This window comes from Microbacterium maritypicum MF109 (assembly GCF_000455825.1).
Lineage (GTDB): Bacteria > Actinomycetota > Actinomycetes > Actinomycetales > Microbacteriaceae > Microbacterium > Microbacterium maritypicum_A.
The window spans coordinates 1-25,230 of the sequence record NZ_ATAO01000168.1 but is presented as its reverse complement, the minus strand read 5'-3'; the positions used below and the strand labels follow the sequence as shown (position 1 = coordinate 25,230).

Annotated in this window: 26 protein-coding genes; 9 read left to right on the top strand and 17 right to left on the bottom strand. The window is 68.6% G+C overall.

Annotation, left to right across the window (positions count from 1 at the left end; genetic code table 11):
• Positions 1-75 precede the first annotated feature (75 nt).
• Both L687_RS29770 and L687_RS29765 read right to left on the bottom strand, forming a co-directional pair.
• Positions 76-537, bottom strand: coding sequence for a hypothetical protein (locus L687_RS29770; protein WP_031207144.1), 462 nt, complete (start codon positions 535-537; stop codon positions 76-78).
• 118 nt (positions 538-655) lie between these two features.
• Entirely contained in the window at positions 656-1,279 is a 624-nt protein-coding gene (locus L687_RS29765) for a LysE family translocator (protein ID WP_021199449.1), read from the bottom strand.
• Positions 1,280-1,377: 98 nt separating this feature from the next.
• Here L687_RS29765 and L687_RS29760 point away from each other — a divergent pair, with 98 nt between their 5' ends.
• The gene (locus tag L687_RS29760; protein ID WP_021199448.1) at positions 1,378-1,833 is read left to right on the top strand and encodes an Lrp/AsnC family transcriptional regulator; all 456 of its coding nucleotides are present in this window, start codon (positions 1,378-1,380) and stop codon (positions 1,831-1,833) included.
• 11 nt (positions 1,834-1,844) lie between these two features.
• Here the strand turns inward: L687_RS29760 and L687_RS29755 are convergent, their stop codons facing one another.
• From L687_RS29755 to L687_RS29715, 9 genes are read right to left on the bottom strand one after another with little or no spacing between them, the layout of a single operon-like run.
• Complete coding sequence (locus tag L687_RS29755; RefSeq protein WP_021199447.1) at positions 1,845-2,339, bottom strand: gluconokinase; 495 nt, start codon at positions 2,337-2,339, stop codon at positions 1,845-1,847.
• On the bottom strand, positions 2,336-3,574 hold the full coding sequence (manD, locus tag L687_RS29750; protein WP_021199446.1) for a D-mannonate dehydratase ManD: 1,239 nt from the start codon (positions 3,572-3,574) through the stop codon (positions 2,336-2,338). The genes L687_RS29755 and manD overlap by 4 nt, the downstream gene beginning before the upstream one ends.
• Positions 3,571-4,797 (bottom strand): mannitol dehydrogenase family protein, encoded by a 1,227-nt coding sequence (locus L687_RS29745; RefSeq protein WP_046398918.1) that lies wholly within the window; start codon positions 4,795-4,797, stop codon positions 3,571-3,573. Before L687_RS29745 ends, manD begins: the two co-directional genes overlap by 4 nt.
• Positions 4,794-5,654, bottom strand: a complete 861-nt coding sequence (locus L687_RS29740) for a sugar phosphate isomerase/epimerase family protein (protein ID WP_021199444.1) — start codon at positions 5,652-5,654, stop codon at positions 4,794-4,796. Before L687_RS29740 ends, L687_RS29745 begins: the two co-directional genes overlap by 4 nt.
• Positions 5,651-6,769 carry a Gfo/Idh/MocA family protein gene (locus L687_RS29735; RefSeq protein ID WP_021199443.1) on the bottom strand — a complete coding sequence of 373 codons (1,119 nt, stop codon included), beginning with the start codon at positions 6,767-6,769 and terminating at the stop codon, positions 5,651-5,653. Before L687_RS29735 ends, L687_RS29740 begins: the two co-directional genes overlap by 4 nt.
• Positions 6,766-7,599, bottom strand: a complete 834-nt coding sequence (locus L687_RS29730) for a sugar phosphate isomerase/epimerase family protein (protein ID WP_021199442.1) — start codon at positions 7,597-7,599, stop codon at positions 6,766-6,768. The genes L687_RS29735 and L687_RS29730 overlap by 4 nt, the downstream gene beginning before the upstream one ends.
• A complete protein-coding gene (locus tag L687_RS29725) occupies positions 7,596-8,507 on the bottom strand; it encodes a carbohydrate ABC transporter permease (protein ID WP_021199441.1) in 912 nt (303 codons plus the stop codon). The genes L687_RS29730 and L687_RS29725 overlap by 4 nt, the downstream gene beginning before the upstream one ends.
• Positions 8,504-9,433, bottom strand: coding sequence for a carbohydrate ABC transporter permease (locus tag L687_RS29720; protein ID WP_021199440.1), 930 nt, complete (start codon positions 9,431-9,433; stop codon positions 8,504-8,506). Before L687_RS29720 ends, L687_RS29725 begins: the two co-directional genes overlap by 4 nt.
• Positions 9,434-9,451: 18 nt before the next feature.
• Positions 9,452-10,810 (bottom strand): ABC transporter substrate-binding protein, encoded by a 1,359-nt coding sequence (locus L687_RS29715; RefSeq protein WP_021199439.1) that lies wholly within the window; start codon positions 10,808-10,810, stop codon positions 9,452-9,454.
• A gap of 116 nt (positions 10,811-10,926) precedes the next feature.
• Here L687_RS29715 and L687_RS29710 point away from each other — a divergent pair, with 116 nt between their 5' ends.
• Both L687_RS29710 and uxaC read left to right on the top strand, forming a co-directional pair.
• A complete protein-coding gene (locus L687_RS29710) occupies positions 10,927-11,973 on the top strand; it encodes a LacI family DNA-binding transcriptional regulator (protein WP_021199438.1) in 1,047 nt (348 codons plus the stop codon).
• Entirely contained in the window at positions 11,970-13,388 is a 1,419-nt protein-coding gene (uxaC, locus tag L687_RS29705; RefSeq protein WP_021199437.1) for a glucuronate isomerase, read from the top strand. The genes L687_RS29710 and uxaC overlap by 4 nt, the downstream gene beginning before the upstream one ends.
• A 3-nt stretch (positions 13,389-13,391) precedes the next feature.
• Here the strand turns inward: uxaC and L687_RS29700 are convergent, their stop codons facing one another.
• The gene (locus tag L687_RS29700) at positions 13,392-14,102 is read right to left on the bottom strand and encodes a helix-turn-helix transcriptional regulator (RefSeq protein WP_031207137.1); all 711 of its coding nucleotides are present in this window, start codon (positions 14,100-14,102) and stop codon (positions 13,392-13,394) included.
• A gap of 61 nt (positions 14,103-14,163) precedes the next feature.
• On the opposite strand from L687_RS29700, the gene L687_RS29695 reads away from it, so the two are divergent.
• Positions 14,164-15,300, top strand: a complete 1,137-nt coding sequence (locus tag L687_RS29695) for an epoxide hydrolase family protein (RefSeq protein WP_021199435.1) — start codon at positions 14,164-14,166, stop codon at positions 15,298-15,300.
• A gap of 27 nt (positions 15,301-15,327) precedes the next feature.
• On the opposite strand, the gene L687_RS29690 is transcribed toward L687_RS29695, so the two are convergent.
• A complete protein-coding gene (locus L687_RS29690) occupies positions 15,328-15,942 on the bottom strand; it encodes a class I SAM-dependent methyltransferase (RefSeq protein WP_021199434.1) in 615 nt (204 codons plus the stop codon).
• A 93-nt stretch (positions 15,943-16,035) separates the two neighbouring features.
• Between L687_RS29690 and L687_RS29685 the strand changes: the two genes are divergently transcribed.
• Genes L687_RS29685 through L687_RS29675 form a run of 3 tightly spaced genes read left to right on the top strand, consistent with a single transcriptional unit; the run spans position 16,036 to position 18,399 of the window.
• Positions 16,036-16,572: a Chromate resistance protein ChrB gene (locus L687_RS29685; RefSeq protein WP_021199433.1), complete on the top strand. Its 537-nt coding sequence runs from the start codon at positions 16,036-16,038 to the stop codon at positions 16,570-16,572.
• Positions 16,569-17,765 carry an MFS transporter gene (locus L687_RS29680; RefSeq protein WP_021199432.1) on the top strand — a complete coding sequence of 399 codons (1,197 nt, stop codon included), beginning with the start codon at positions 16,569-16,571 and terminating at the stop codon, positions 17,763-17,765. The genes L687_RS29685 and L687_RS29680 overlap by 4 nt, the downstream gene beginning before the upstream one ends.
• Positions 17,766-17,808: 43 nt before the next feature.
• Positions 17,809-18,399 (top strand): DUF2165 domain-containing protein, encoded by a 591-nt coding sequence (locus L687_RS29675; RefSeq protein ID WP_021199431.1) that lies wholly within the window; start codon positions 17,809-17,811, stop codon positions 18,397-18,399.
• A gap of 21 nt (positions 18,400-18,420) precedes the next feature.
• Here L687_RS29675 and L687_RS29670 read toward each other — a convergent pair whose 3' ends face one another.
• Together L687_RS29670 and dnaB are read right to left on the bottom strand one after the other, a co-directional pair.
• The gene (locus L687_RS29670) at positions 18,421-18,864 is read right to left on the bottom strand and encodes a VanZ family protein (RefSeq protein ID WP_021199430.1); all 444 of its coding nucleotides are present in this window, start codon (positions 18,862-18,864) and stop codon (positions 18,421-18,423) included.
• Positions 18,865-19,356: 492 nt separating this feature from the next.
• Positions 19,357-20,730 carry a replicative DNA helicase gene (dnaB, locus tag L687_RS29665; RefSeq protein WP_017829839.1) on the bottom strand — a complete coding sequence of 458 codons (1,374 nt, stop codon included), beginning with the start codon at positions 20,728-20,730 and terminating at the stop codon, positions 19,357-19,359.
• A 531-nt stretch (positions 20,731-21,261) separates the two neighbouring features.
• On the opposite strand from dnaB, the gene L687_RS29660 reads away from it, so the two are divergent.
• The gene (locus L687_RS29660) at positions 21,262-22,251 is read left to right on the top strand and encodes a hypothetical protein (RefSeq protein WP_021199428.1); all 990 of its coding nucleotides are present in this window, start codon (positions 21,262-21,264) and stop codon (positions 22,249-22,251) included.
• Between the two features lie 101 nt (positions 22,252-22,352).
• Complete coding sequence (locus tag L687_RS29655) at positions 22,353-23,888, top strand: hypothetical protein (RefSeq protein WP_021199427.1); 1,536 nt, start codon at positions 22,353-22,355, stop codon at positions 23,886-23,888.
• 199 nt (positions 23,889-24,087) lie between these two features.
• Here the strand turns inward: L687_RS29655 and L687_RS41845 are convergent, their stop codons facing one another.
• Together L687_RS41845 and L687_RS0121490 are read right to left on the bottom strand one after the other, a co-directional pair.
• On the bottom strand, positions 24,088-24,435 hold the full coding sequence (locus L687_RS41845; protein ID WP_021199426.1) for a hypothetical protein: 348 nt from the start codon (positions 24,433-24,435) through the stop codon (positions 24,088-24,090).
• Positions 24,432-25,230: hypothetical protein (locus tag L687_RS0121490; RefSeq protein ID WP_021199425.1), on the bottom strand; the 799-nt coding region annotated here is incomplete at its 5' end. The genes L687_RS41845 and L687_RS0121490, both read right to left, overlap by 4 nt.

Below are 25,230 nucleotides of genomic sequence, written 5' to 3'. Positions count from 1 at the left end.
GTGGCCGCGTTCAGGGAATCTGTATGCCGATAGATCGGAATGCGTGGGCTTTCGGAAGAGGTGCGGAGCGGTCGACTATCGCGCTTCCGACGGCAGGACCCGCCGCACGGTGACGACGACCAATGCGATGAGGAGCCCGATGATCGCCACGTCGGCGGCGATGTACGCATAGTGCGCCCAATTCGTGCCCGGCGCCTCGGCCCCGGCGATCACCAGATCGCTGCGCCGGTTGAGCACCGGGCGGATGACGGCGATCTCGAGAAGGAACACCAGCCAGATCACACCGAGGATCACCAGGGTCGTGCGTCCGGCCTTCGCCCGGGCACTCACGGCTGTGAGCACGACCAGGACGACACCCGCGAGCACGTTCAGCGCGGTGAAGACGAGTCGACCGATGCCGAGACCGATCGGGATCGTGACGCCGGGCGCGAGGAACTTCAACGGGGCTTCGAGGAAGGAGATCGCGATGATCGCCCCGAGCAGGAACGCCGGCAGCAGCAATTGCAGAGCCGCGTTCGTCCGTCCATTGGAAGTCATGAAGCCCCTCTTCTCCCGCCGATCGCCGCCCTCCCTCCGACGCTACTGCGGCAGGTCGAGATCGCAGACGGTATCGACCAGAGAAAAGACGGCATCGACGGGAGAGAGACGTAGGCGCTCACAGCCACTCGATCACCTGCTCCGCGAGGATGCCGACGCCGATGACGGTCATGGCGATGCCCGCGATCCGGGTGACCACAGAGCTCGCACGCGGCCGGGTGCGCAGGAGACGACGGGCGAGCAGCCCCACTGTCGTGTAGACGATCGCGATGTTGAACAGGTGCAAGCCGCCGAGGGCGAGCATCTGTGTCGTCGACGGCCAGCCGTGCGGGCTCGTGAACTGCGGCAACAGGGCGAGCAGCAGCAGGAGCCCCTTCGGGTTGATCCCGCTCACACCGGATCCCCGCAGGAACTGCCCCCACCCCCCGGTGGCGACCGGTTCGCCGCTCTCCGCGATCGGCGCAGGGCGTGTGGCCAGCGACGTCGCACCGAGGAAGATCAGATAGAGCGCGCCGATCACGGTCAGGGTCGTGAGGGTTACCGGATACGCGGTGACCAGCGCTCCGAGACCGAGCGCGACGGCGACGATCACGACGGTGTACCCGGCGATCATCCCGAGGATGGAAGGCGCGATCGAGCGGGCGCGCAGGCCGGCGGAGATCGCATACGCCCAGTCCGCTCCGGGGGTCAGCGCCAGCATCACGGCGACCACCCAGAACTGCATGACCAGAGCGATATCCATCGGTCCTCCTCAATCCGAGGAAGAGACTACGAAGGATCACGCGAAAGGTGCTCCGATTCTTCGGGTGATCGCGCCCTTCACCTGCAAGAATTGTCACCATGGACGCACTTGACCGGGAGATCCTCTCCCTGCTGCAGGATGACGGACGGATGAGTGCGACGCACCTCGCCTCCCAGGTCGGGTTGAGCCTGTCCGCGTGCCATCGCCGACTCAAGGAACTGGAGCAGTCCGGAGCGATCGAGCGATACCGCGCGGTCGTCGCGCCCGCAGCCGTCGGCCTCACGTTCGAGGCCATCGTGTTCGTGACGATCGGACGCACCGACAAGGACACGATCGTGGCGTTCGAGGAGGCGGTCGTGGCGATCCCCGCGGTGGTCGAGGCCCAGCGCCTGTTCGGCGACCCCGACTACATGCTGCGCATCCTCACCCGCGACATGAGTGCCTACCAGGAGCTCTACGACAACACCCTCGGGGCCCTGCCGGGCGTGCAGCGGCTCACTTCGACCATGGTCATGAAGCGCCTCGGAGCGGACCGGGCGGTGCCGATCCCCTGAGGCGGGTGCGGTCAGACGGGGGCCTGGCAGATGCGTTCCACGAGCTCTTCGGGCGCGGCATCCACGGTCACCGCGATCCCCTGCTCGTCCGGCCCGAGGGGCTCCAGCGTCTGCAGCTGCGACGCCAGCAGCGCCGGCGGCATGAAGTGGTCCCGGCGCGCGGTGGTCTGCGCGACCACCCGTTCTCGGGGCGCGTCGAGGTGCACGAAGAAGACGGTCGGGGCCGAGGCGCGCAGCCGGTCACGGTAGCTGCGCTTCAGGGCCGAGCAGGCGACGACGACCACCGGATCTGCGGCGAGCGCCGCCCCCACCCGGTCGAGCCACGGCCATCGGTCGTCGTCGTCGAGCGGAGCACCGGCTGCCATCTTCGCGATGTTCTCCGGCCCGTGCAGATCATCCGCATCGATGAACGCGACACCCATCCGGCGCGCGAGTTCCCGACCCACCGTGGTCTTGCCCACCCCGGACACCCCCATGACGACGATCGGCCGAGACTCGCTGGTCACCAGTCGTGCACCGTTCCATCCGCCAGACGGTTGTACGGCAGATAGGCCCGCTCATACGGGTACTTTCCCGCCTCGTCGACGTCGAGCTCGACGCCCAGGCCCGGCTTGTCGCCCGGGTGCAGCAGGCCTTCGCGCCAGGTGAAGGACTGCTGGAACACCCTGTCGGTGCGCGAGCCGTGCTGCATATACTCCTGGATGCCGAAGTTGTGGATGGCGAGGCCGAGGTGCATCGCCGCCGCCATGCCGACCGGCGAGATGTCGGTGGGCCCGTGCATGCCGGACTTGATCTGATACATCGCCGCGTAGTCGAGCGTCTTCTTCAGCGGGCTGATGCCGCCCATGTGCGTCACGGCGCCGCGCACGTAGTCGATGAGCTGATCGCGGATGATGTCCTTGAAGTCCCAGACGGTGTTGAAGATCTCGCCGATCGCGAGGGGTGTCGTCGTGTGCTGACGCACGAGCCGCAGCGCCTCCTGGTTCTCGGCGGGGGTGCAGTCCTCGAGCCAGAAGAGGTCGTACGGTTCGAGTGCCTTGCCGAGCTTCGCCGCCTGGATGGGCGTCATCCGGTGGTGGCCGTCGTGTAGCAGGGGGATGTCGGGGCCGAACTCGTTGCGCACCGCCTCGAAGACGCCCGGCAGGTGGTTCAGATAGGCGCGGGTGTCCCAATCCTCCTCGACCGGCTTCGCACCCCGCCGGGCCGGCTCGTGGTCGTAGCGGGCTTCCCCACCACCGGTGTCTGCAGCCTGCGAGGCGATGCCGTAGATGGCCTTGAGCCCGGGAACACCCGTCTGGATACGGATCGCCCGATACCCCTGGTCGAGGTGCGCGCGCACGGAGTCGAAGAGTTCGGGCAGCTCTTTTCCCGAGGCATGACCGTAGGCGAGCAGGCCGGAACGCGATGCCCCGCCCAGCAACTGGTAGACCGGCATCCCCGCCTTCTTGCCCTTGATGTCCCAGAGTGCCATGTCGACCGCGGCGACGGCGGCCATCGTGACGGGGCCTCGCCGCCAGTACGCGCTCCGATAGAGGAACTGCCAGGTGTCCTCGATGCGGTCTTCGTCGGCGCCGATCAGCAGCGGGACGACGTGTTCGGTGAGGTACGCGACGACGGCGAGCTCACGCCCGTTGAGGGTCGCGTCGCCGAGGCCCGAGACGCCGTCGGCGGTCGTGAGCTTGAGGGTGACGAAGTTCCGGTCCGGGCTGGTGACGATGACCTCAGCCTTGTCGATGCTCATGCGAGGGTCCCTTCGGGAGTGAGGTGGTCGATGACGGTGCGCGTGCGGTCGCTCTCGGGCACGGCGCCGATGGTGCGCGCGACGGCGGCCGTCGCGGTGTCGGTCGGGTCGAGTTCGAGGAGCGAGCGGATCCAGGTCTCCAGGGCGTGCACCTGTGCGTCGTCGACGGCGAGTCCGTCCTCACGCCGCCGGCGCACGGGAGCCACGAGCCGTAGCGCCACCTTGATCGGGCTGTCGCGGCGGATCTGGTCGAGTCGATGGGCGATGCGCGGGTTCGCGAAGCGGACGCGCAGGTCGTCGAGCCATCCGTCGAGCTCTGCGGCAGGCAGATCGACCGCGGTCCGCTGGGCGGCCCAGAGCGCTTCGGTGTCGCCACGGAGGTCGCGGTCGTCGAACGCCTCGGCGATCGTCTCGTATCCCCGCAGACGACCGGCGGCCGCGAGGAAGCTGTGGCCGGCGTTGAGCAGGTAGAGCTTTCGCGATTCGTACGGACCCACGTCGGCCACGAATCGTCCACCGCCCTGCGCCCAGTCCGGTGCGCCGCCGGGGAACTCTCCGGCGAGGATCCACTCCGTGAACGGCTCGGTCACGACGGTGGACGGATCGTCGAGGCCGGTGAGCTTCCGCACGGCATCGATGTCGACTGCCGTGACCGCCGGGGTGATCCGGTCGACCACGGTGTCGACGAACGACGCGGTGTCCGAGATGCGCGCAGCCTCGGTGCCGGCGGCCTTGAGTACCGCGTCGCGCAGCACCCGTCCGTTCCGCGGCAGGTTGTCGCAGCTCACGACCGCGAGGGGTCCTGCGTCGGTGTCCGCCCGAGCGACGAGGCCGTCGGCGATACGTCCGGGCACCGCGGAACCGGCGGAGTACCCCGCCTCGGTGACGGTGACGGTCAGCACGGCGACCTGCGGATCGGCGAGCACGGCGAGCCAGGACGCCTCATCCGATCCGGGGACCGCGCGCACGATCGACTGCACGGTCGTCGCCCGATCCCCCTCGGCCGAACGCTCCAGCACGGTATAGACGCCGTCGTTCCGTGACAGCAGTTCCGCGGCCTCGGGGGTGCGTCCGGTGAAAGCGGCGATGCCCCAGCCGTCGTCCGCGCCTGCGCGGTCGTTCGCCTGCTGGGTGTACCAGGCCTGATGGGCGCGGTGAAAGGCGCCCATCCCCAGATGAGCGGCACGGACCGGGGGATGCTGCGTGCGCGCCGGCCCGGTCACGATCCGATGCCCGCGGCACCGGCGCACGCGCGGAGGAAGGCGAGGTCGTCGACCAGTCGCTCTTCCAGCGGAGCATCCGTCGAGAAGTCCTCCAGCGTAACCCAGCCGTCGTACCCGACCTCGGCGAGAGCACGGAAGTAGTCCGGCACACTGGCGATGCCCTCGCGCAGCGGCGCCCACACCGACTCCCAGCGCACATCTCCATCGAGCCCGGTCTGCCCGGTGCGCTGCCAGACCGCGTTCTTCACGTGCACGTGAGCGAGGTACTCGCCCAGAAGCTGGAGCCCGGCACGAGTATCCTCCTGACCTTCGATCACGAGATTGCCGAGGTCGTGGATCACGCCGATGGTGCGCGGATCGATGCCGTCGACCAGCCGGAGGGCGGCCGACGCCGACGACGAGATCGTCTGGTGGTGCAGCTCGACCAGCACCTTCACGCCGAGTGTCCCCGCCTGTTCCGCGGCCCACGCCAGGTCGTCCCTGGTCTGCGCGAACACCGAGCGATAGTCCTCGGCGTCGTTGAAGGGGATGCGCACTCGCACCTGACGCGCACCGAGGTCTGCGGTCGCCCGGAGCGTCCGCAGCACGTCGTCCCGGTCCGGCGCGAGCGCATAGCCGCCGATGCCGCTGAACTCCAGCCCGGCCTCGCGGGTGATGCGGGCGATCTCGGCGACCGCCCCCTCGAGCCCGGTGAGCGGCCAGGTCGCACGGTTCCCGGCCCAGAACCCGGGCGGATCCGCCTCGTCCTGGTCGGTGATGCGCCACTCGATGCCGTCGTAGCCGATCGCGGCGATGCGGCGGGCCGCTTCCGCGGGCTCCCAGTCGGGGGTCGCCGCGGTGAACACGGAGAACTTCATGCGATGCCTCCTGTCCGCACGTTCGTGTCGTCGACGGTGCCGTCGATCAGGTCGGCGATGCGCACCGGCGAGCCGGTGGTCGCCGAGACGTAGATGCCGCGCACGACGGCGAGCGCCCGCAGCGCCTCGGGCACCCCGACGCGGGAAGCCCGCCCGTCGCGGATGCTCTCGACGATGTCGGCGTACTGACGGGCGTGGCCCTCGGCGAATGCCTGCGGGTTGCGGTCGTCGCCGAGTCGATGCCCCTCCGGCACCCAGTCGGCGCTGCGGTCGGTCGGCTCGCCGTCGATCCACAGCCGGGCGAGCTGGTCGTTCTCGATGATGCCGGTCCCCTGCGCACCGTGCACGGCCAGCCGCACCGGCTGCTCGGGGAAGGCCGCGGTCGTGGCGTGCAGCACGGCGAGCGCCCCCGATTCGAAGCGCACCGTGACCACGGCGACGTCTTCGACCTCGACCCGCTCGTGTGCGAGCAGCGCGGTGTGGGCGAACACCTCGACCGGCATGCCGAGGAACCACAGCAGCAGATCGACGGTGTGCACGCCCTGGTTCATGACGGCGCCTCCGCCGTCGAGCTCCCAGGTGCCTCGCCAGGCGCCCGAGTCGTAGTACTCCTGAGAGCGCCACCAGGGCACCGAGGCCACCGCGCTCGTGATCCGTCCCAGGCGTCCGGAGTGGGCGGCGTCGGCGACGGCCACGGCACCGGGGTCGAAGCGGTGCTGGCTGATCACCGAGATCCGGATGCCGCGCGTCTCCGCGTCCCTGGCGATCTCCGCTAATCGGCGGCCGCGCTCCATCGACACGTCGAGGGGTTTCTCCAGCACGACGTGCATCCCGCGGGCGACCGCCCGTTCGGCGAGCTCGACATGGGAGCCGCTCGGGGTGCAGATCACGACCATATCGACATCGGCGGGGATCGACTCGATCTCGGCGTGGGCCGACGGTCGCGCGCCGCCCAGCTCGTCGACGACGAGGTCGGCCAGCCGTGCGGTCGCCGCCGGCACCTCGTCGACGACGGCGACGATGCGCAGGCCGGGAGTGCTCGCGATCGCTCGGGCATGATTGACGCCGATGATGCCGCATCCGACGATCGCGACGTCGAGGATTGCGTCGGTCATGAGAGGGTCACTCCGATCTCGTCCGTGAGGGTGCGCAGGGCCCGACCGGCGCGGCCGAAGGCCTCGGGGCCGGAGAACCCGCCGAGGGCGTTCACGTCGGCGAGGTGCGGTTCGAGCGAGGCGAACCCCGCATAGCCGTCGTCGCGCAGGGCGGTGAGGGTCTCGCGCAGCTCGCCGTCGCCCTCGCCCACCGGGACCACCTCGCCGGTCGCTGCGAGCGCATCCTTCAGCTGCAGATACTCGAGGTGCGGTCGCAGCATCGCGTAGCCGTCGGTGAACGGACGGACGCCGACCTGCACGAAGTTGGCGTTGTCCCAGGCGATGCGCAGCCGGTCCGAACCGACCGACTCGATCACGTCGAGCACGCGTGCGGGGATGTCGCCGTAGATGTCCTTCTCGTTCTCGTGCACGAGGGTGACCCCGGCCGCCTCGGCGGTGCGCGCCAGCGCCGCCATGCGCACGAGCACGTCGTCGCGGATGTCTTCGGCCGAAAGGTTCTCGTCGCGGAAGAACGAGAAGATGCGGATATACGGGGTCTCCAGGACGTCGGCGGCACGGATCGCCCGCTGCAGTCGACCGACCTCGTGCTCCACCGGTAGGGACACGTCGACCTTGCCGATCGGCGAGGCGACCGCCGAGACCGACATGCCGCGTTCGCGCACGACGGCCGCGAGCTGCGTCAGCTGAGACTCATCGAGATCGACGATGTTCACCCCCCACGCGCTGCGCACCTCGATGTGCCGCGCGCCGAGCGCCTGGAGCACGGCGATCTGCACGGCCGGATCGGGATCGATCTCGTCACCGAATCCTGAGAGCTTCCACGGGGTCATTTCACTCCTCCTGCGGTGAGACCGCCTACGAGATAACGCTGGAACACGAGGTACAACACGACGACGGGGATGGCGCAGATGAGCGAGGCCGCCATCATCTGTCCGTACAGCGGCACCGCCCCCGTCTCCTGCGTCGCGCCGAAGATCTGCAGGGCCACCGCGGCGGTCCGGCTGTCGCGGTTGGTCATGACCGAGGCGAACAGCACGTCGTTCCACCCCTGCAGGAAAGCGAAGATCGCGGAGACCACGATCCCGGGCCAGCTCAGCGGCAGCACGATGCGGGTGAGGACGCGGAAGTTGGAGGCGCCGTCGATGCGGGCGGCTTCTTCGAGCTCGCGCGGCAGCCCGCGGATGTACGTCACCATCACCCAGGTCGAGAACGGCAGCGCGAAGGTGAGGTAGGTGACGAACACCGACCAGTGCGTGCCGATGGTGGGGATGCGCAGCACCGACGACAGCGTCGAGAACATCACGAACACCGGCAGCAGCATGAGGGTTCCCGGAACCGACTGCAGGCCGAGCAGACCCCGAAGGATCGTGACGCGTCCGATGAAGGTGAACCGCACCAGCACCCAGGCCATCGACACGGCCACGGCCGCGCAGACGACCGCGACCGCCCCGCAGATCAGCAGGCTGTTGGCCAGACCTCCGGCGAGATCGACACTGCGCCAGACCTTGATGTAGTTGTCGAGACGCAGCTCGGTCGGCCAGTACGCGCCGCCGGCGACCGCGACATCGGCGTTGATCGAGGCGAACAGCATGTACGAGACCGGCCCGAAGACCAGCAGACACAGGACGACGTTCGCGGCGACGAGAAGCGGACGCGGCAGCAGGCGGTCGACCTGGCTGTGACCGCCCGGGCGGCTCCGGCGCGGGTTGACCTGCGCGATCGTGGTGGTGACGCTCATCGCTTCGCGTCCTCTCCGGTGTCGAGGCGCACAGCGCGCAGGTAGACGAACAGGGGGATCGCGACGATCGCGAGAGAGGCGACCGCCATCGCCGCGGAGAGCCCGAACCGGAAGCTCTGGAACGCCGTGACGTAGGTGAGGACCGGCAGGACCTCGACATCGACGGGGGCCGGGATCCCGAAGAGCACGAACGGCATCGTGAAGGCGTTGATGCTGTGCAGGAACGTGAGGATGAAGGCCAGCAGGATCGATCCGCGCAGGTACGGCAGGATCACCTTGCGCAGCTTGATCCCCCAGCCGGCGCCGTCGAGCGCCGCCGCCTCGTGCACCTCCGCATCCACCGCCTGGAGACCGGCGAGGGTCAGCAGATACACGAACGGCCAGCTCACCCAGAGCTGCGTGATCACCAGGGTCCAATAGCTCTGCGGTCCGTTCAACCACAGCCCCGGATCGACGCCGAAGACGCCGAAGGCCTCGTCCACGACGCCCTCGGGCTGGAACATCGCCCGGAAGACGGTCGCCACGACGAACGCGGGGAGGATGTACGGGATCAAGTACACCGAGCGCACCAGCCCACGGCCGCGGAAGGCGTTCTGCGTGGCCAGCGCCGCCGTGACGCCGAGGGGGATCGCCGCGACCGACACGATCAGTGCGTAGCTGACGCTCAGCCAGATCCCCCGCACCAGCGGAGAAGTGGAGAACGCCTCGACGAAGTTTCCCAGGCCGACGAACGGCGCCTGCAGCCACTGCCTGATCGTGTACTGGTCGAGATCGAGCATCGAGATCCAGAAGGCCAGCAGCAGCGGCACCAGGATCAGCAGCGTCATCAGCACCCCGCCGGGGAGCAGCATCCACAGCGGGCGGGGCCGCTCGCTCGGCGGCGTGTCGTCGGTGCGTTTCCGACGCGTATCGGTCGCGATCGCCATGTGCGCGTCCTCGCGTCGCTACTTGGACTTGTCCAGCGCGGACTGCGAACTCGCCTGGGCCTCGGCGATCGCCGCGGCGATGTCGCTCTGGCTGAGCGTTCCCCCCTGCAACGCGGGCAGCGACTGCACGACGACGTTGGTCAGCGCGAGCTGCGTGTCACCCCAGGCGCCCGTGAACGGAGTGGCGACCGACTGCGAGGCCGCCTGCACGTTGGCGCTCAGATCGGGGTTGTCCTTCTCGACCTGTGCGGCCGCCTCCACCCCCGTCGGCAGCTCGCCGAACGTGTCGAAGTAGTCGAGCTGCGACTCGGTGCTGGTGAGCATCTCGATGAACGCGAACGCGAGGTCCTGGTTCGGCGAGTACTGGGCGACCACGAGGTTGTCTCCCGAGAGGATGCTGGCCGCTTCCTCGCCGCCCTTGGGGAGTTCGGTCTCCCCCGGCGGGATGGTCGGGAGGAGGGCGTAGGCGTAGGAGTCGGCGACGGGGGAACCCGCGAACGTGGGCTTCGAATTCGCCGAGGTCATCGGAAGGAAGGCGGCCTTGCCCTCGGCGAAGGCGGCGACGGCCTGGGCGTTCTTCCAGCCGATGGCTGCCGGGTCGACGAGTCCGTCCTGGTACCAGCCGAAGTAGGTGTCGTAGGCGGCGGCCACGGCGGGATCGTCGATCTCCGCCTTCTTGGCCTCGACATCGATCAGCGGATTGCCCGCCTGCACGCTCATGCCCCAGACGAACTTCCAGGGGTCGAAGCTGTCGGCGTATCCGATCGCGAGACCGTGCACGTCTCCGGATTCGATCTTCTCGGCGGCGGCCGTCAGCTCGTCCCACGTCGTGGGCGGTTCGTCGATGCCGGCAGCGGCGAGCAGCTCGGTGTTGTAGGCCATCACGAACGGGCGACTCACGAACGGGACGGCGATCTCGTCGTCCTCGCTGGGGCCGGAGATACCGAGGGTGGACGGTACGAAGCGGTCGCGGCCTCCCACCTTGTCCCAGTCGGCCTCGGTGAGTTTCACGAAGGCGCCCGTCGCGTACGCGGTCGGGGTGAACGTGGTGCCGAGTCCGTAGACGTCGGGGCCCTGTCCGGAGAGCACAGAAGTCTGGATCTTCGTCAGCTCGTCGTTGGCGCTCGCGAAGGTCTCGAACTCGACCTTCGCTCCGGTCTTCTCCTCGAAGGCATCGGAGACCTTCCCGAACCACTCCTTCTGCTGCTCGGGGTAGAGACCGTTCGCGGCCATCATCACCGTGAGCGTCTGGCCGGTCCCGTCGACGGTGCCACCGGCGTCGCCGTCGTCCGTGCCGGCGGTGGATCCCGAGCATGCGGTCAACGCGATCGCTGCTGCGGCCATCGCCCCGAGGGCGATCAGGGGTCGAGACTTCATTGAACTCTCCTTCGAGACAGTGAGTGGACGTGACTGCGTCTTCGCCAAGGTAGGCAAGCGTGGCAATTGTTAGCAATTCATTGCCAGTAATTGCCATCTTGTGATTCTGTTGCCCCATGTCGTCCCCCACACCGCCTTCGCACCGGCCGACGCTCGCCGATGTGGCCGATGCCGCCGGCGTCGCGATCTCCACGGCGTCGCGCGCCCTCGCCGTCCCCGGCCGTGGCAACCCCGGCACCCGCGACCGCATCATCCGCGTCGCGAAGGACCTCGGCTACACGCCCACCGCCGCCTCCGGCACGGCATCGACGCCGTCGACCCGCATGGTCGCCGTGCTGGTCTCCGACGTCACGAACCCGTTCTACTTCGGGATCATCCGCGGTACCCAGCAGGCCCTGCGGGTGGCGGGCTACTCGCAGATCCTGGTGCACACCGAGGAGTCGCCCGAGATGGAGGAGAGCACCCTCGAAGAACTGCGCAGCTCCTACGACGGCGCGATCCTGACCGCGTCCCGCCTGTCCGACGAGCGGCTGGCCGAGCTCAGCACCGAGCTCCCCCTCGTGGCCCTGAACCGTGCCGTGCCCGGAGTGCCGTCGGTGTTCATCGACACGCCGCTCGGCTTCGACCAGGCCGTCGAGCACCTCGCCTCCCTGGGGCATCGACGCATCTGCTACGTGGCCGGTCCCCCGACCAGCTGGGCGAGCAATCTCCGCTGGCGGGCCGTGGCGGCCGCGTGCGAGCGCCTCGGGATCGAGCACACGAAGGTGGGGCCGTACCAGCCCCGCACGAAGGCGGGAGCGGCGGCGGCGGATGCCGCGCTGAACACCGGTGCGACCGCCTGCGTGGCTTTCAACGACCTCCTCGCGATCGGCATGCTGATCCGGCTCAAGGAACGCGGCGTGCGCGTTCCGGAGGACATGAGCATCGTCGGCTGCGACGACATCTTCGGCGCCGACTTCTGCAACCCGCCACTCACGACCCTCACCGCTCCGATCGAGCAGGCCGCACGCCTGTCCGTGTCGATGCTGCTCGACCGCCTGCAGAGCGAGCGCATCGGAGCGGGCGCGCTCAACCGACGGCACATCGCCGCACTGCCCACCCACCTGACCGTGCGGGAGTCGACCGGCTCCGCACCCCGCCGCACCCCTGGAGGAGACTCATGAACACTGCGCTCAGCCCGCACGCCGACCGACTCCTCCCCGCCGATCCCGGCGTGCGCGAGCTCGCCCGCCGGCTGTACGACGCGGTCGCTGCGGCACCGATCCTGTCGCCGCACGGGCACGTCGACGCCGCGCTGCTCGCGGACGACGAACCGTTCTCCGATCCTGCGACGCTGTTGATCACTCCCGACCACTATGTGCTGCGCCTGCTCCACGCCGTCGGTGTGCCCCTCGGCGCGCTGGGTCGCGGAGCCGCACCCGCCGATCCGCAGGAGGTGTGGCGGGCGTTCTGCGCGAACTGGGACGTCTTCCTCGGAACGCCGGTGCGCTACTGGTTCGAGTCGTCGCTGTCCGAGGTGTTCGGGGTGACCGAGCAGCCGAGCGCGGGCAATGCCGATGAGCTGTACGCACACATCGACGCGCAACTGCGAATCCCCGCATTCCACCCACGGGCGCTGTTCGAGCGCTTCCGCATCGAGGTGCTCGCGACGACCGACGACCCCGCCGACGACCTCGCCGCGCATGCACGACTGCGCGACGATCCGTCCTTCCGCGGGCACGTGCTTCCGACGTTCCGCGCCGACCGCTACATGGATCCGTCGGCTGAGGGATGGTCGGCTGCACTCTCGGAGCTGTCGGAAGCTGCCGGCACCGATGCCGCGAGCTACGCCGGGCTGCTCGACGCCCTGCGCCTCCGACGGACCGCATTCCGGGCGGCGGGCGGCACGGCCACCGACACCGGTGTGCTCGACGCCGGCTCGCAGCCGCTGACGAGTGCCGACGCAGAGCGCATCCACGCCGCCGGGCTCCGGGGGGACGTCACCGCGGAAGCCGCGACGGCATACCGCCGCAACATGCTGTACCGACTGGCCGAGATGTCGTCTGAGGACGGACTGGTCATGCAGCTGCACCCCGGCGTGATCCGCAACCACCACCGCGACACGCTCGCGCAGTTCGGCCCGGACAGCGGACACGACCTGCCGGATGTCGCCTCATTCACGCGGCCGCTCACCCCGATCCTCAACGACTTCGGCACCGACGAGACGTTCCGGATGGTGCTGTTCACGGTCGACGAGACCGCGTTCAGCCGGGAGATCGGACCGCTCGCCGGCTTCTACCCCTCTGTGTACGCCGGTGCACCGTGGTGGTTCCTCGACACCCCCGACGCCATCTCCCGCTACCGGAGGTCGGTGACGGACAGCGCCGGTTTCACGAAGACCAGCGGGTTCGTCGACGACACCCGGGCCTTCTGCTCCATTCCCGCGCGCCATGACATGTCCCGGCGGCTCGATGCGGGCTACCTGTCCACTCTCGTCGCAGAGCACCGCCTCACCGAGGAGCAGGCCTTCGCGCTGGCGCACCGCTTCGTCGACGGCATCCCGCGGACGACCTTCCGACTGCCCAGTGCTCCCGCCTGAGCCTCACGAAGTGGAGGTCTCCGTGACACGACGCACGACGTACTCGACGACATCGCCCTCCGGGATCGCGCGGGGACGGAAGCGTGCCCCGGTAGGCCCGCGCGGCACCATGCGATCGACGCGGAAGATGCGCCAGTCGTCTCGATCCAGGTCCCAGGCGAGCAGGTACCAGACCGGCCCCCAGCTCACCAGCCGCTGTGGTTCGGTGTGTCGCGGCTCTTCGCTGCCACCCGGCTTCGTGTAGCCGAAGCGGAGCCGTTCATGACCGCGGATCGCCGCGGCGACCGTGCTGAGTGCTGCGAGATCGAGTGGGGGTTCGGCTCCGGGAACCACGCTGGTCGCCTTCCGGATCGCGTCGACACGGCGGCGGAGGCGGGCGGGCATCACCTGCTCCAGCTTGGCGAGGGCGGTGAGCGAGGTCTCTTCGACGCCGAGCCGCCAGGTTGCCGCCGCCCCCAGCCCGACCGCGACGGCGACGGCTTCGTCATCGTCGAGCAGCAGTGGAGGCATCGCCGCCCCCGCGGCCAGCCGGTACCCGCCGGCGACTCCGGGTCGCGCGTCCACGGGATAGCCGAGCGAGCGGAGCTTGCCGATGTCGGCGCGCACGGTCCTCGTGCTCACACCCAGTCGGTCGGCGAGTGCGGAACTCGTCCAGTCCCGTCTGAGCTGAAGCAACGACAGCAGTTCCAGCAGACGGGCCGAGGTCTCGAGCATGTCTGATCCTCTCAGCAAATGCGGAAGCTGGTCTTCCGCATTGCCTGCGAGCGTGAACAGCATGACCCAGCACACCTCTCTCACCCCTTTTCGCATCGACATCCCGCAGGGCGCCGTCGATGACCTTCACGATCGCCTGACCCGTACACGGTGGCCGCTTGCCGTGCCCGGTCGAGACGATCGCGCCGACTTCCGTCGGGGCACCCCGCTTCCGTATCTGAAGGAGCTCGCCGAGTACTGGCGCGACGGCTTCGACTGGCGGGCGCAGGAGGCGACCCTCAACATGCACGAGCAGTTCACGACGGTCATCGACGGCCAGACGTTCCACGTGCTCCACGCGCGGTCGGCGAACCCGCAGGCCACGCCGCTGCTCCTCAGCGACAGTTGGCCGGCGTCGTTCGTCGAGTACCTGCGACTGATCCCGTTGCTGACCGACGAGTTCCACGTGGTCATCCCGTCGTTGCCCGGCCTGGGCTTCTCGAACCCGCTGTCCGGTACCGGGTGGGACCTCGCACGGACGGCGGAGGCCTACGCCGAGATCATGACACGCTTCGGCTACGACCGGTTCGCGACCCATGGCACCGACGTCGGCACGGGCATCACCGGACGACTTGCGGGGATCCACCCCGACCGCGTCATCGGCACCCACTTCGGCAGCGACCGCGTATGGCTCGGGCTGGTCGGCAACATGTTCCCCGCCCCCGATGGCCTGTCAGAGGAAGAGCTCGCCCAGCTCGAGGCCGCACACGTCGCGAGTGCGGCAGAGCGCGGCTACATCGGCATGCACAACCATCGACCGGACACGATCGGACCGGCGCTCACGGACTCGCCCGTCGGTCAGCTCGCGTGGATCGTCGAGAAGTTCAAGCGCAGGACCGATGAGGGGTTCCTGGCACCGGAGGTAGACCGCGACCAGCTCCTGACGAACGTGAGCCTGTACTGGTTCACTCGCAGTGGCGCTTCCGTCGCGCAGTTCTTCTACGAGTCGGAGCACGCCGAGCTCGACTTCGCCATGCCCTCCGGGGTACCGGCCGGCTGGGCCGTGTTCGACACCCATCCGCTGATTCGGCGCACGATGGATCCGACCGGTGCGATCAGCCATTGGAGCGAGTTCACCGAGGGCGGGCACTTCCCGGCGATGGAGGAGCCGGAGCTTCTCGCCGAGGACATCCGGAAGTTCTTCCGCAGTCTCGCCTGATCGACACCGCACGTCCGCACGCTGCGATCAGAACGCGACGGCGCTGATCGACGCGTGCGGACGCCGTCCGTCCTGTACCCGCGCATCGCTGTCGAGCACGGAGAACCCCGCGCATTCGAGCAGCGCCGACATCCCGTCCACCGACCAGTAGTGCGCCGTGGTGACCGCGTGCGGGAACGGTTCGCCGTCCGTCCCGTCGAAGAACCCGATCAGCAGGTGACCGCCCTCGCGGATCGCGCGCCGCGCGGCCGCGAGCAGGGACGGCAACTCATCCGGAGCCGCATGGATCAGCGAGTACCAGGCGAGCACGCCACCGAGTGAGCCCGCCGGGACGTCGGCGTCGGTCAGTGACGCCACCCGATACGGCACCTGCGGGAACCGTGCGGAGGCATCGTCGACGAATTCCGGCACGAGGTCGATGCCCTCGGCGTCAGCGCCTCGATCGACGAGGAAGGCGGTCCAGTGCCCGGGTCCGCAGCCGACATCGAGAATGCGCCCGTCGATGCCATCCGCCCAGCGTCCGATGCGCTCCCGGTCGATGTCATCCATCTGCCCGATGTCACCGAACAGCTCCGTGTACTCGGTGGCACGCGCGGCATAGCCGTCGCGGATGCGCACGTCGCTCCCGGAGTCATTCGCCAAGGCTCGCCCCTCCCTGTCTGCTCGCGATCGCTTCCCTCCACGGTATCCGGCAACTCTTCGCCGAAGGGATGTAACGACTGTTACATTCTCACTGTGACGAATCTCGATCGTTGGCTCGTGCTCCTGGTACAGGTGCCCGCAACTCCCTCGAGGCACCGTGTCGCGGTCTGGCGAGAGCTGCGCCAGTTCGGAGCGGTCCCTGCGGGGCAGGGAACCTGGGTGGTCCCGGAGGTTCCGGCGTGTGTCGCGGGAGTCGAGCGCGCCCGCGCCCTCGCTCAGCGCGGCGACGGCGCCATCCTCGTACTCCGCACCCAGGCAGACGGGGGCGACACCGCCGCGCTTCGAGAACTCTTCGATGCTGCGCGGGCCGATGACTGGACGGAGTTCATCGCCGACTGCAGGAAGTACGAGGCCGAGATCGCGCGCGAGATCGACAAGAAGAAGTTCACTCTTGCCGAGCTCGAAGAGGAGGAGCAGAGCCTCGATCGCCTGCAGCGGTGGCATCGCACCATTCGCAGCCGCGACGTGTTCGGATCCCCTTCATCCAAGGAGGCCGACCGTGAACTCGCCACATGCGTCGCCGAGCTCGCGCGGTTCACCGACCTCGTCTACCAGGCCGTTCACGCGTGAGCGAGCCGGCGGTCGCCGCGCGGACGATCGCCCCGCTCTACGCCGCGGGGTTCGTCACTGCTTTCGGCGCCCACAGCATCGCGGCCGGCATCGGGGCGACGGGGCAGGACATTGGTCTCGACCTCCTGCGGATGGGCGCGCTCCTGGCTGTCTACGACCTCGCCGAGGTGTTCCTCAAGCCGGTTTTCGGTTCGCTGGCCGACCGCATCGGCGCCAAACCCGTGATCGTCTTCGGGCTCCTCGCCTTCGGGATCGTGTCGCTCGTGGGGCTGTGGTCGTCGAACACCATCGCCCTCGCCGTCGCGCGGCTCGGGCAGGGCGCGGCGGCGTCGGCATTCTCCCCGGCCTCTTCTGCAACGGTCGCGCGGCTCGCAGCCCCGGGCGCGAAGGGGCGATACTTCGGCAGATACGGTTCCTGGAAGGGACTCGGCTACACGCTGGGTCCACTCATCGGCGCCGCACTGATCTTCACGGGTGGCTTCGCGCTCCTCTTCACCATTCTGAGCGCCGTCGCGATCCTGACCGCGTTCTGGGTGGCGGTCACCCTCCCCCGCCTCGATCCCCTCCCGCGCCCGCGTTACACCGTCGCAGACCTCGTCCGCCAGACGACCGAGCGGGGGTTCCTCGTGCCTACCCTGGCCCTGGCAGCCTCCACAGGGGCACTCGGCGCATCGATCGGCTTCCTCCCCGCCATGGCGAGCGGCCAGGACGCGCCATTGCTCGCGAGCATCGCGCTCGCGTCCGTCCTGGCACTGAGTTCGACGCTCACTCAACCCTGGGCGGGAAGACTGCGCGACAGCGCCCATATGAGCGATCGAGCGGGGATGGCGCTGGGCCTTGCGACCATCACCACCGGCACCATGACGGCCGCACTCGTCCCCGCACTGCCCGGGCTCTACGTCGCCGCGGGACTTCTCGGAATCGGGATCGGCTTCGCCACACCATTCGCGTTCGCACACCTCGCCGACACGACACCGCACGAGCGTATGGGCCGCACGATGGGCACGGCGGAGCTCGGGCGCGAACTCGGGGATGCCGGCGGGCCCGTGCTCGTCGGCGGCATCGCGATCGCTGCGACACTGCCGATCGGACTCGCCGCGCTCGCACTCGTCGTCGCGGCGGCCGGAGTGTCGACGCGGATGCTCCCACGCTTCCCGGAAACGACCCGGGATCCCCGTCGACCGCGTGACTGAGGCCATCCTCGACGCGAGGACAGCCGACCGATACTGTCTGGTCATGACTACGACCGACGCACCGCTGCGCTCACCTCGTTGGCACCTGCTCGGCTCGCTGCCCTTCGCCGCAGCCGCGCTCGTCCTCGTGAACGGGCTCTACATCTTCCTCGTCGCCCTCGGCAACATCACCGACTACGGCACGAACTTCGACTTCGTGCAGCATGTGCTGGCGATGGACACCACGAACTTCGGTCAGGATGCCGGAAAAGGTCTCGACCCTGACGTGATGTGGCGGGCGATCGACAATCCCGTGCTGTGGAACATCGCGTACATCGGCGTGATCATCTGGGAGTCGCTGAGCGCGATCGTCCTGATCGTCGCGGTCGTGTTCTTCGTGCGCGGATTCCTCGGCCACGGCTTCCACGCCGCCCGCGTGTGGTCGTCGATCGGACTCGTGATGATCATCCTGCTCTTCGTGGGCGGATTCATCTCCATCGGCGGCGAGTGGTTCCAGATGTGGCGCTCCACGTCGTGGAACGGGCTCGACCCCGCCTTCCGCAACTCCGTGATCGCCGGCATCGGTCTGGTGCTGCTGCACCTCCCGTCACCCCGATGGGATGACGCTCCGCCTCGGCGCGACGCCGCCCGATAGGCGCGTGGGCCCACGGCGTCCTCACGAACGCCGTCGCCCCAGGGCCCAGAGCCCTCGCACGATTCCCACCGCGACGGCGCCGATGATCCCGCCGATCGTGTTCCACACGATGTCCTGCACGTCAGGGACACGCCCAGGGATCGCGGCCTGGACACTCTCGATCGCGAACGACGCACAGAAGACGAGCACGGGCGCGAGCATCCAGAGCCGCCGGCTGAGCGCAAGCGCCACCGCGGCTCCGAGAGGGACGAAGAGCAGTGCGTTGAGGGTGCTCTCCACCTCGATGAAGGTCATCGGCTCGACCAGAGGCGCCGCGAAGACATGGGCGAGGTCCATGAAGAGCGCACGAGCAGGGCTCGCGAACCGGCGCGGCGTCAGCGTGACGGCGACGACCGCCAGAGCCGCGAGGCCCGCGACGAGGAACCGCGGGCCGGACGACGGGCGAGAGTGAGCGGAGTGAGCCATACGCCCACCTCACCGCATCCGATGTTGCGTGAGCGTATGCGTTTCGGTCGGTAGCATTCGGGGGTGGAGAGCGAACCGCGATGGAATCTGACCGTCGGGCTCTGGCTCATCTACACGCCGGTCCCCTCCGGATTCGGCGACGGCGTGGTGGGTCGGGGCTGATACCTGACCGGGGCGCTGCACCGTGACTTCCGGGAAGGGCGGGCCGAAGGATACGACTGGAAGATCGAACCCGACGGCTCCTGGAGCATCGCAGAGCGCCTCGTCGTCTTCGCGATGAGCGAGAACGGCGACTACCTCGCCTGGGACACCGGTGCCCGAGACGACGACGGCGAACTGCCGATCTTCCACACGTCTCGCTTCAACTCACTGACGCGCATAGGTGACGACCTCTATGAAGCGATCGATTGGCTTCGTCGAGGCAACCGCGAACCGGATCCCCTCGACTTCACTCCCCTCGCTCCCACCCGCTGTGAGCGACGGAGCCGACGCTCAGTTGAAGTCGCCGCCGGGAGCCATGTCCATGAAGCGCGAGTAGTGCCCCTGGAACGCGACGGTGATCGTCGCGGTAGGTCCGTTACGGTGCTTGGCGACGATGAGGTCGGCCTCGCCCGGACGCACGTCCTTGTCGTACACCGAGTCGCGGTGCAGCAGGATGACCATGTCGGCGTCCTGCTCGATCGAGCCCGACTCTCGCAGGTCGCTGATCGCGGGCTTCTTGTCGGTGCGCTGCTCGGGACCACGGTTCAGTTGCGAGAGGGCGATGACCGGAACCTGCAGCTCCTTGGCGATGAGCTTGAGGCTTCGGGAGAACTCCGAGACCTCCTGCTGACGCGACTCGACGCGCTTGCCCGAGGTCATCAGCTGCAGATAGTCGATGATGACCATGCGCAGTCCTTCGCGCTGCTTGAGTCGACGGCACTTCGCGCGGATCTCGACGAGCGTCATGTTCGGGCTGTCGTCGATGTAGAGCGGGGCGTCGTTGATGCGCCCTCGGGTCGCGGCGACGGTGGTCCAGTCGCGCGGGTCGAGGTTTCCCTTTCGCATGTTCTGCAGCGGGATCGCACCCTCGGCGCTGAGCAGACGCATGGCGATCTCGCTCTTGCCCATCTCGAGGGAGAAGAAGACGGAGGGGAGGTTGTGGCCGATGGATGCGGCGCGCGCGAAGTCGAGCGCGAGCGTGGACTTACCCATGGCGGGTCGAGCAGCGACGACGATCATCTGCCCGCCGTGGAGGCCGTTCGTCAGTTCGTCGAGCTCTTTGAAGCCGGTCGGCACTCCGGTCATCGATCCGTCGCGGCCGCTGGCGGCCTCGATCTCCTCGAGCGCGGCGTCGACGGCGATCTGCAGCGGGACGTAGTCCTCGGCGGTCTCGGATCCGGTGATCGAGTAGATCTCGGCCTGCGCGTTGTTGACGATGTCGGTCGCATCGCCCTCACCGGCGTACCCGAGCTGCACGATGCGCGTGCCCGCATCGACGAGCCGGCGCAGGATCGCACGCTCGGAGACGATGCCCGCGTAGTAGCCGGCGTTGGCCGCCGTGGGGACGATCGACGTCAGCGTGTGCAGGTAGTCGGCACCGCCGGCGCGGCCGAGCTCGCCTGTCTTGATGAGCTCGTCGGTGACGGCGACGACGTCGGTGGGCTCACCATGGGAGTACAACGAGAGGATGGCCTCGAAGATGAGCTCGTGCTTCGGGATGTAGAAGTCGGCACCCTTGAGCGTCTCGATCACATCGGCGACCGCATCCTTCGACAGGAGCATTCCGCCCAGCGCGCTCTGCTCGGCGAGAAGGTCGTGGGGAGGCGTGCGTTCCGGCGCGCGCTTCGCGCCCATGCGCTCTTCTGAGATGTCAGCGATCGACACAGTCTTCCCTTCGATGCGACGTTTCCGATGCGATGTTCTGATGAGACGCTTCGACGGCGGGGCCCGTGCGGCCTTCGGCCCTCACACCGCTCTGAACAGCAAAACAGCTGCCTCCGACATTCGGTCGCTCGCCCACGCTACGAGCGACTGTTTCCACATGCAAGACGGCCTGTGGATAACTCTGTGGAGAGCGTGCGAACAAACTCGGAGTGTCTGTGCACAACGGGTGTGGATAACCCCGTGGAGGAGCGGGATACGAAACTTTTTTATTCCATTTGAACTGGCCTTTATCGTTTCCCCAGCCTGTGGATGGAAATCAGTTTAAATCGGGCATTGAAGGTTGCCCTCCGCGGGGATGGGATGTGTAGAACTTGGGGAAAGTCAAGCCGAGATTTCTCCGGGCGCGTCACACCCGGACATCCCCGGAAACGCGCGGAGAACCCTCTAGACACGACGTCCGTGCGCGAGTATCGTCAGCCCCAATCGACGCAACGGCGTCGACGTACGTTGCCTTCGGAGGGGGAGGTCGACGTGGACGTTCGGGCCACCCGACGCGGCATACCTGCCGCCGTCTTCTGGGGTGGCATCGGCGTGCTCGCCTGGGCGACGCTCACGGTTCTCCTCGCGGGCGGACCCGCGCACGCGGACGAACAGGACGGCCCGCTCGACGGACTCACCTCGCTCGTCAGCGACACGGTGTCGGCCGTCACGGCCCCCGTGACCCCGGTCGTCACGCAGGTGGTCGCCCCCGTGGTGACACAGGTGGTCGCGCCCGTGCAGCAGGCCGTCCCCGCCGTGGTCGCCACCGTGACCGAGCCGATCGTGAACGCACCCGTCGTCGGTCCGGCGGTCGCACCCGTCGTGAACACCGTGACCGAGACCGCGACCGCGGTCGTCACCCCTGTCACCGATGCCCTGACCGACGCACCGGTCTCTCAGATCACCGATCCGATTCTCGACGCGGTCTCCCGCGTCCCCGTGGTCGGCGGACTCGTCTCCGACCTCGGTCTGATCTCCGCGGTGGGTGACGTCGTCGGCGTCGTCGATGACACCACTGCTCTTCTCGGGAACGTCACGAACGAGACGGTTCCGCCCGTGCTCGAAGCGCTCAACCCGTCGACGACGACGCCTGGATCCGGCGAAGGTCCCGCGAACGTCGCCGAGGCCCCGGTCCCCCCGACGGCCGCACCCGCGACGGAGAGCTCCGCAGCGACGCCGGCGGTCTCGTCGACAGCTGTGCCGTCGACCGTGTCCCCGCCGTCTGGCGCGCTCACCACCGCGATCGGCGCCACCACCGACGACGCCACTTCTGTGCCCACTGCTCCCCCGTCGGGGAGCCCGCCAGGCACCACAGTCCCCGCGTCCTCCTCCGCCGGTTCCGGCGGAGGGAGCGGCGCATCCCCCGCGCGCCTCAGCGACGCGAACTCTTCTCCGCTCCGTGCTGGCGAGCGGACATCCGGCGCCTCCGACGACGAGCTTCCCTCGTCGACGGTCGCCGACACCGACGTCTCTCCTGACTGACGGATCGTCACGTCGTTCCCCCGGGAACGACAGATGCCGTGCTGCGCGCGCATGTGATCGCGCGCACCCATCAGACGATCCATCCAGTCAGGAGAACGATCATGCGTACTTTCATCAAGCGGGCCCTCTGGGGCACGCTCATCGCCGGGGGCATCACGCTCCTCGGCGCGACGGCCGCGAACGCGGCTGAGACGACCGGAGACGACGGACTGCTCTCCGGCACACAGGTGGAGACAGCGATCACCGCACCGATCTCGGTCGTGAACAACGCGATCTCGGTGCTGAGCGACGCCGTGTCCACCGCGCCTGCCCCGGCTCCGGCGCCCGCGCCTGCCCCGGCACCCGCACCCGCACCCGCACCCGCACCCGCACCCGCACCCGCACCCGCACAGACGAGCGGTGACTCGGGCACGGCATCCGGCACTCAGGCCGCGGTGACCGTGAACCTTCCCGTCACCGTGTCGAACAACGCGGTGAGCGTGCTCGACACATCGACGACCAGCGCCCCGGCTGCCACTTCCCCGAGCCCGGCTCCCCAGGCCGAAGCGCCTCTCGTGACCACGAACGGTCTGGACGGTGTGCTCTCGGGCACGCAGGCGCTGCTCGCGGTCAACGCACCGGTCACCGTCACGGGCAACGCCGTGTCGCTGGTCGGCGACACCGAGAGCACCACTCCGAACGCGCAGGGGGCCGCGGCACCGGCCTCCTCCGCTCCCGTGGGTGCGACCACATCCGGTGACGACGGCATCGGCAGCGGCACACAGGTCATCGCGCCCATCACGGCACCGGTGACGGTGTCGGGGAACGCGATCTCGTTGCTCGGTGACACGAGCTCCACGGGAACCGGCACCGCCGGCTCGACCGCTCCCCCCGCTCCCGCCACGTCGGCGGGAACGTCGGGTGACGACGCGGTCCTCGGCGGCACGCAGGCGACGGCGCCCGTCACAGCACCGGTCACGGTGTCGGGGAACGCGATCTCCGTCCTCGACGACGCCACCGTCACCCGCACCGGCACCGGCACCGGCACCGGCACCGGTGGAAACACCACCGCACCGGCAGCCCCCGCCACCGGAGGCAACACCACCACCGGAACCGACAGCGTCCTCGGCGGCACCCAGATCACGGCACCCGTCACCGCCCCCATCGGCGTGACCGGCAACGCGATCTCCGTCCTCGACGACGCCACCGTCACCCGCACCGGCACCGGCAGCAGCACCGGAGGAACCGCCCCCACCACCGGAGGCAACACCACCACCGGAACCGACGGCATCCTCGGCGGCACCCAACTGGCGCTGCCGATCAGCCTTCCGATCACGCTGGGCGGAAACGCCATCTCCGTGATCGGCGAGGCGACGGTGACCGACCCCGGCACGGGAACCGACCCCGGCACCGATCCCGGTACCGACCCCGGAACGGATCCCGGTACCGACCCCGGAACCAACCCGGGAACGACGCCCGGAACGACTCCGGTCTCGACGGCCGGAGCCGCCTTCGCCTCGGGCGCGGCGACGACCGGTCAGGCGTCAGGGCTCGCGATGACCGGCGCTCCGTCGCCGGTCGGACTGCTCGCAATCGCCGCCGTCCTGCTCCTCCTCGGAAGCGCCGGACTCCTGCGACGTCGTCTCGTGACGGCGTAGTGAGGACGCCGGTGGTGCGGCCGTCCTCGGGGGAGGAGACCCGCACCGCCGGTGCGCCGCTGCGTCCACCCCACACGTCGACGGATTCGTAGCCCCCAGCTCACACCGTCGTTCGACGCCGGCGCAGAATGGGCGGATGCCCCGTGGAAACCCCACCCACGGGGCATCCGTCGCGCCTGCGCACAGGCGTTCGACGAGGTCAGGGGATGTCGTCGACCTCGCCGTACGGGATGATCGCGGCGCGGTATCGCTCGACGAGTTCGCGCCATCCGAAGCCCTCGGTGTACTCGTGCTCGTAGACGGCTTCGGTGAAGTGCCACAGCAGATACGGATGCGCGCCGAGACCGTAGAGCGCGCCGTAATCGCGGTTCACGAAGGCGGTGCGCTCCTCGGGGGTCAGCACCCGGTCGTCGGCGACCGCGTCGGGCCCCGCTCCCCCGGCGAGCCACCCGTCGACGAACCCCTCGGTGTCGGCGACGTAGGCGTTCACGTTCGCGGTGCTCATCTCGACGGCGCGGATGAACTTGTTCATCATGTACCGGCTCACGATGCGGCCCTCCAGAGGAAGAACGGACTGGAGGCGAAGCGCGAGGTCGTGGCCTCCGCGAGTTCGGCCGGGTGCCCCTGCATGGCGGCGAGCGCGGCGACGATGTTCACGTACTGATACGTGACGTTGCCGGCGGCCATGATGCGGTCGAACCGGCATCCGGCGATCGCCCCGTCGAGGTCGCCGTCACGCATCCACCCGACGGCCTCGGCGTCGAACTCCGGATCTGGCGAGCCGTTGAAGGTGCGCGGGCCACCCACGTCGGTTGCCATGTGCCCCGAGGTGAGCAGGCCCACTCTGGCGTCGCTGTCCCAGGACTCGACCGCGGTGCGCAGGTGGTGTCCGAGAGCGGCGAAGCGGGCGGCGGTCGGCAGCGGAGGCAGGATCGAGTTCGCGTGGATCGGCACGATCGGCAGGTCGAGCTCCGGACGCACGTATTGCAGCGGCAGCACGAAGCTGTGGTCGAGCCGCCACTCGTGCGAGACCGAGAAGTCGATGGTCTCGGGCAGCACCTCGCGGCCGGTGATCTGCGTCGCCAGCTCCGGGTTGCCGGTCAGTTCGGCGTACTCCATGCCGAAGGTGCGCACCTCGTTCTCGTAGGTGCCGTGGTACGAGGCGGCTTTGCCGACGATGAAGGCAGGTGAGTTGTCGGAGAAGAACTGCCGCACGTGGTCGGTGCCGAGCACGATGAGAGTGTCGACCCCGGCATCCGAGATCGCCTCACGGATGCGACGGAAGTTCGCCTCGACCGTCACGAGATCGTCGGGCATCGGCTCGCGCATCGCCCGCCACAGC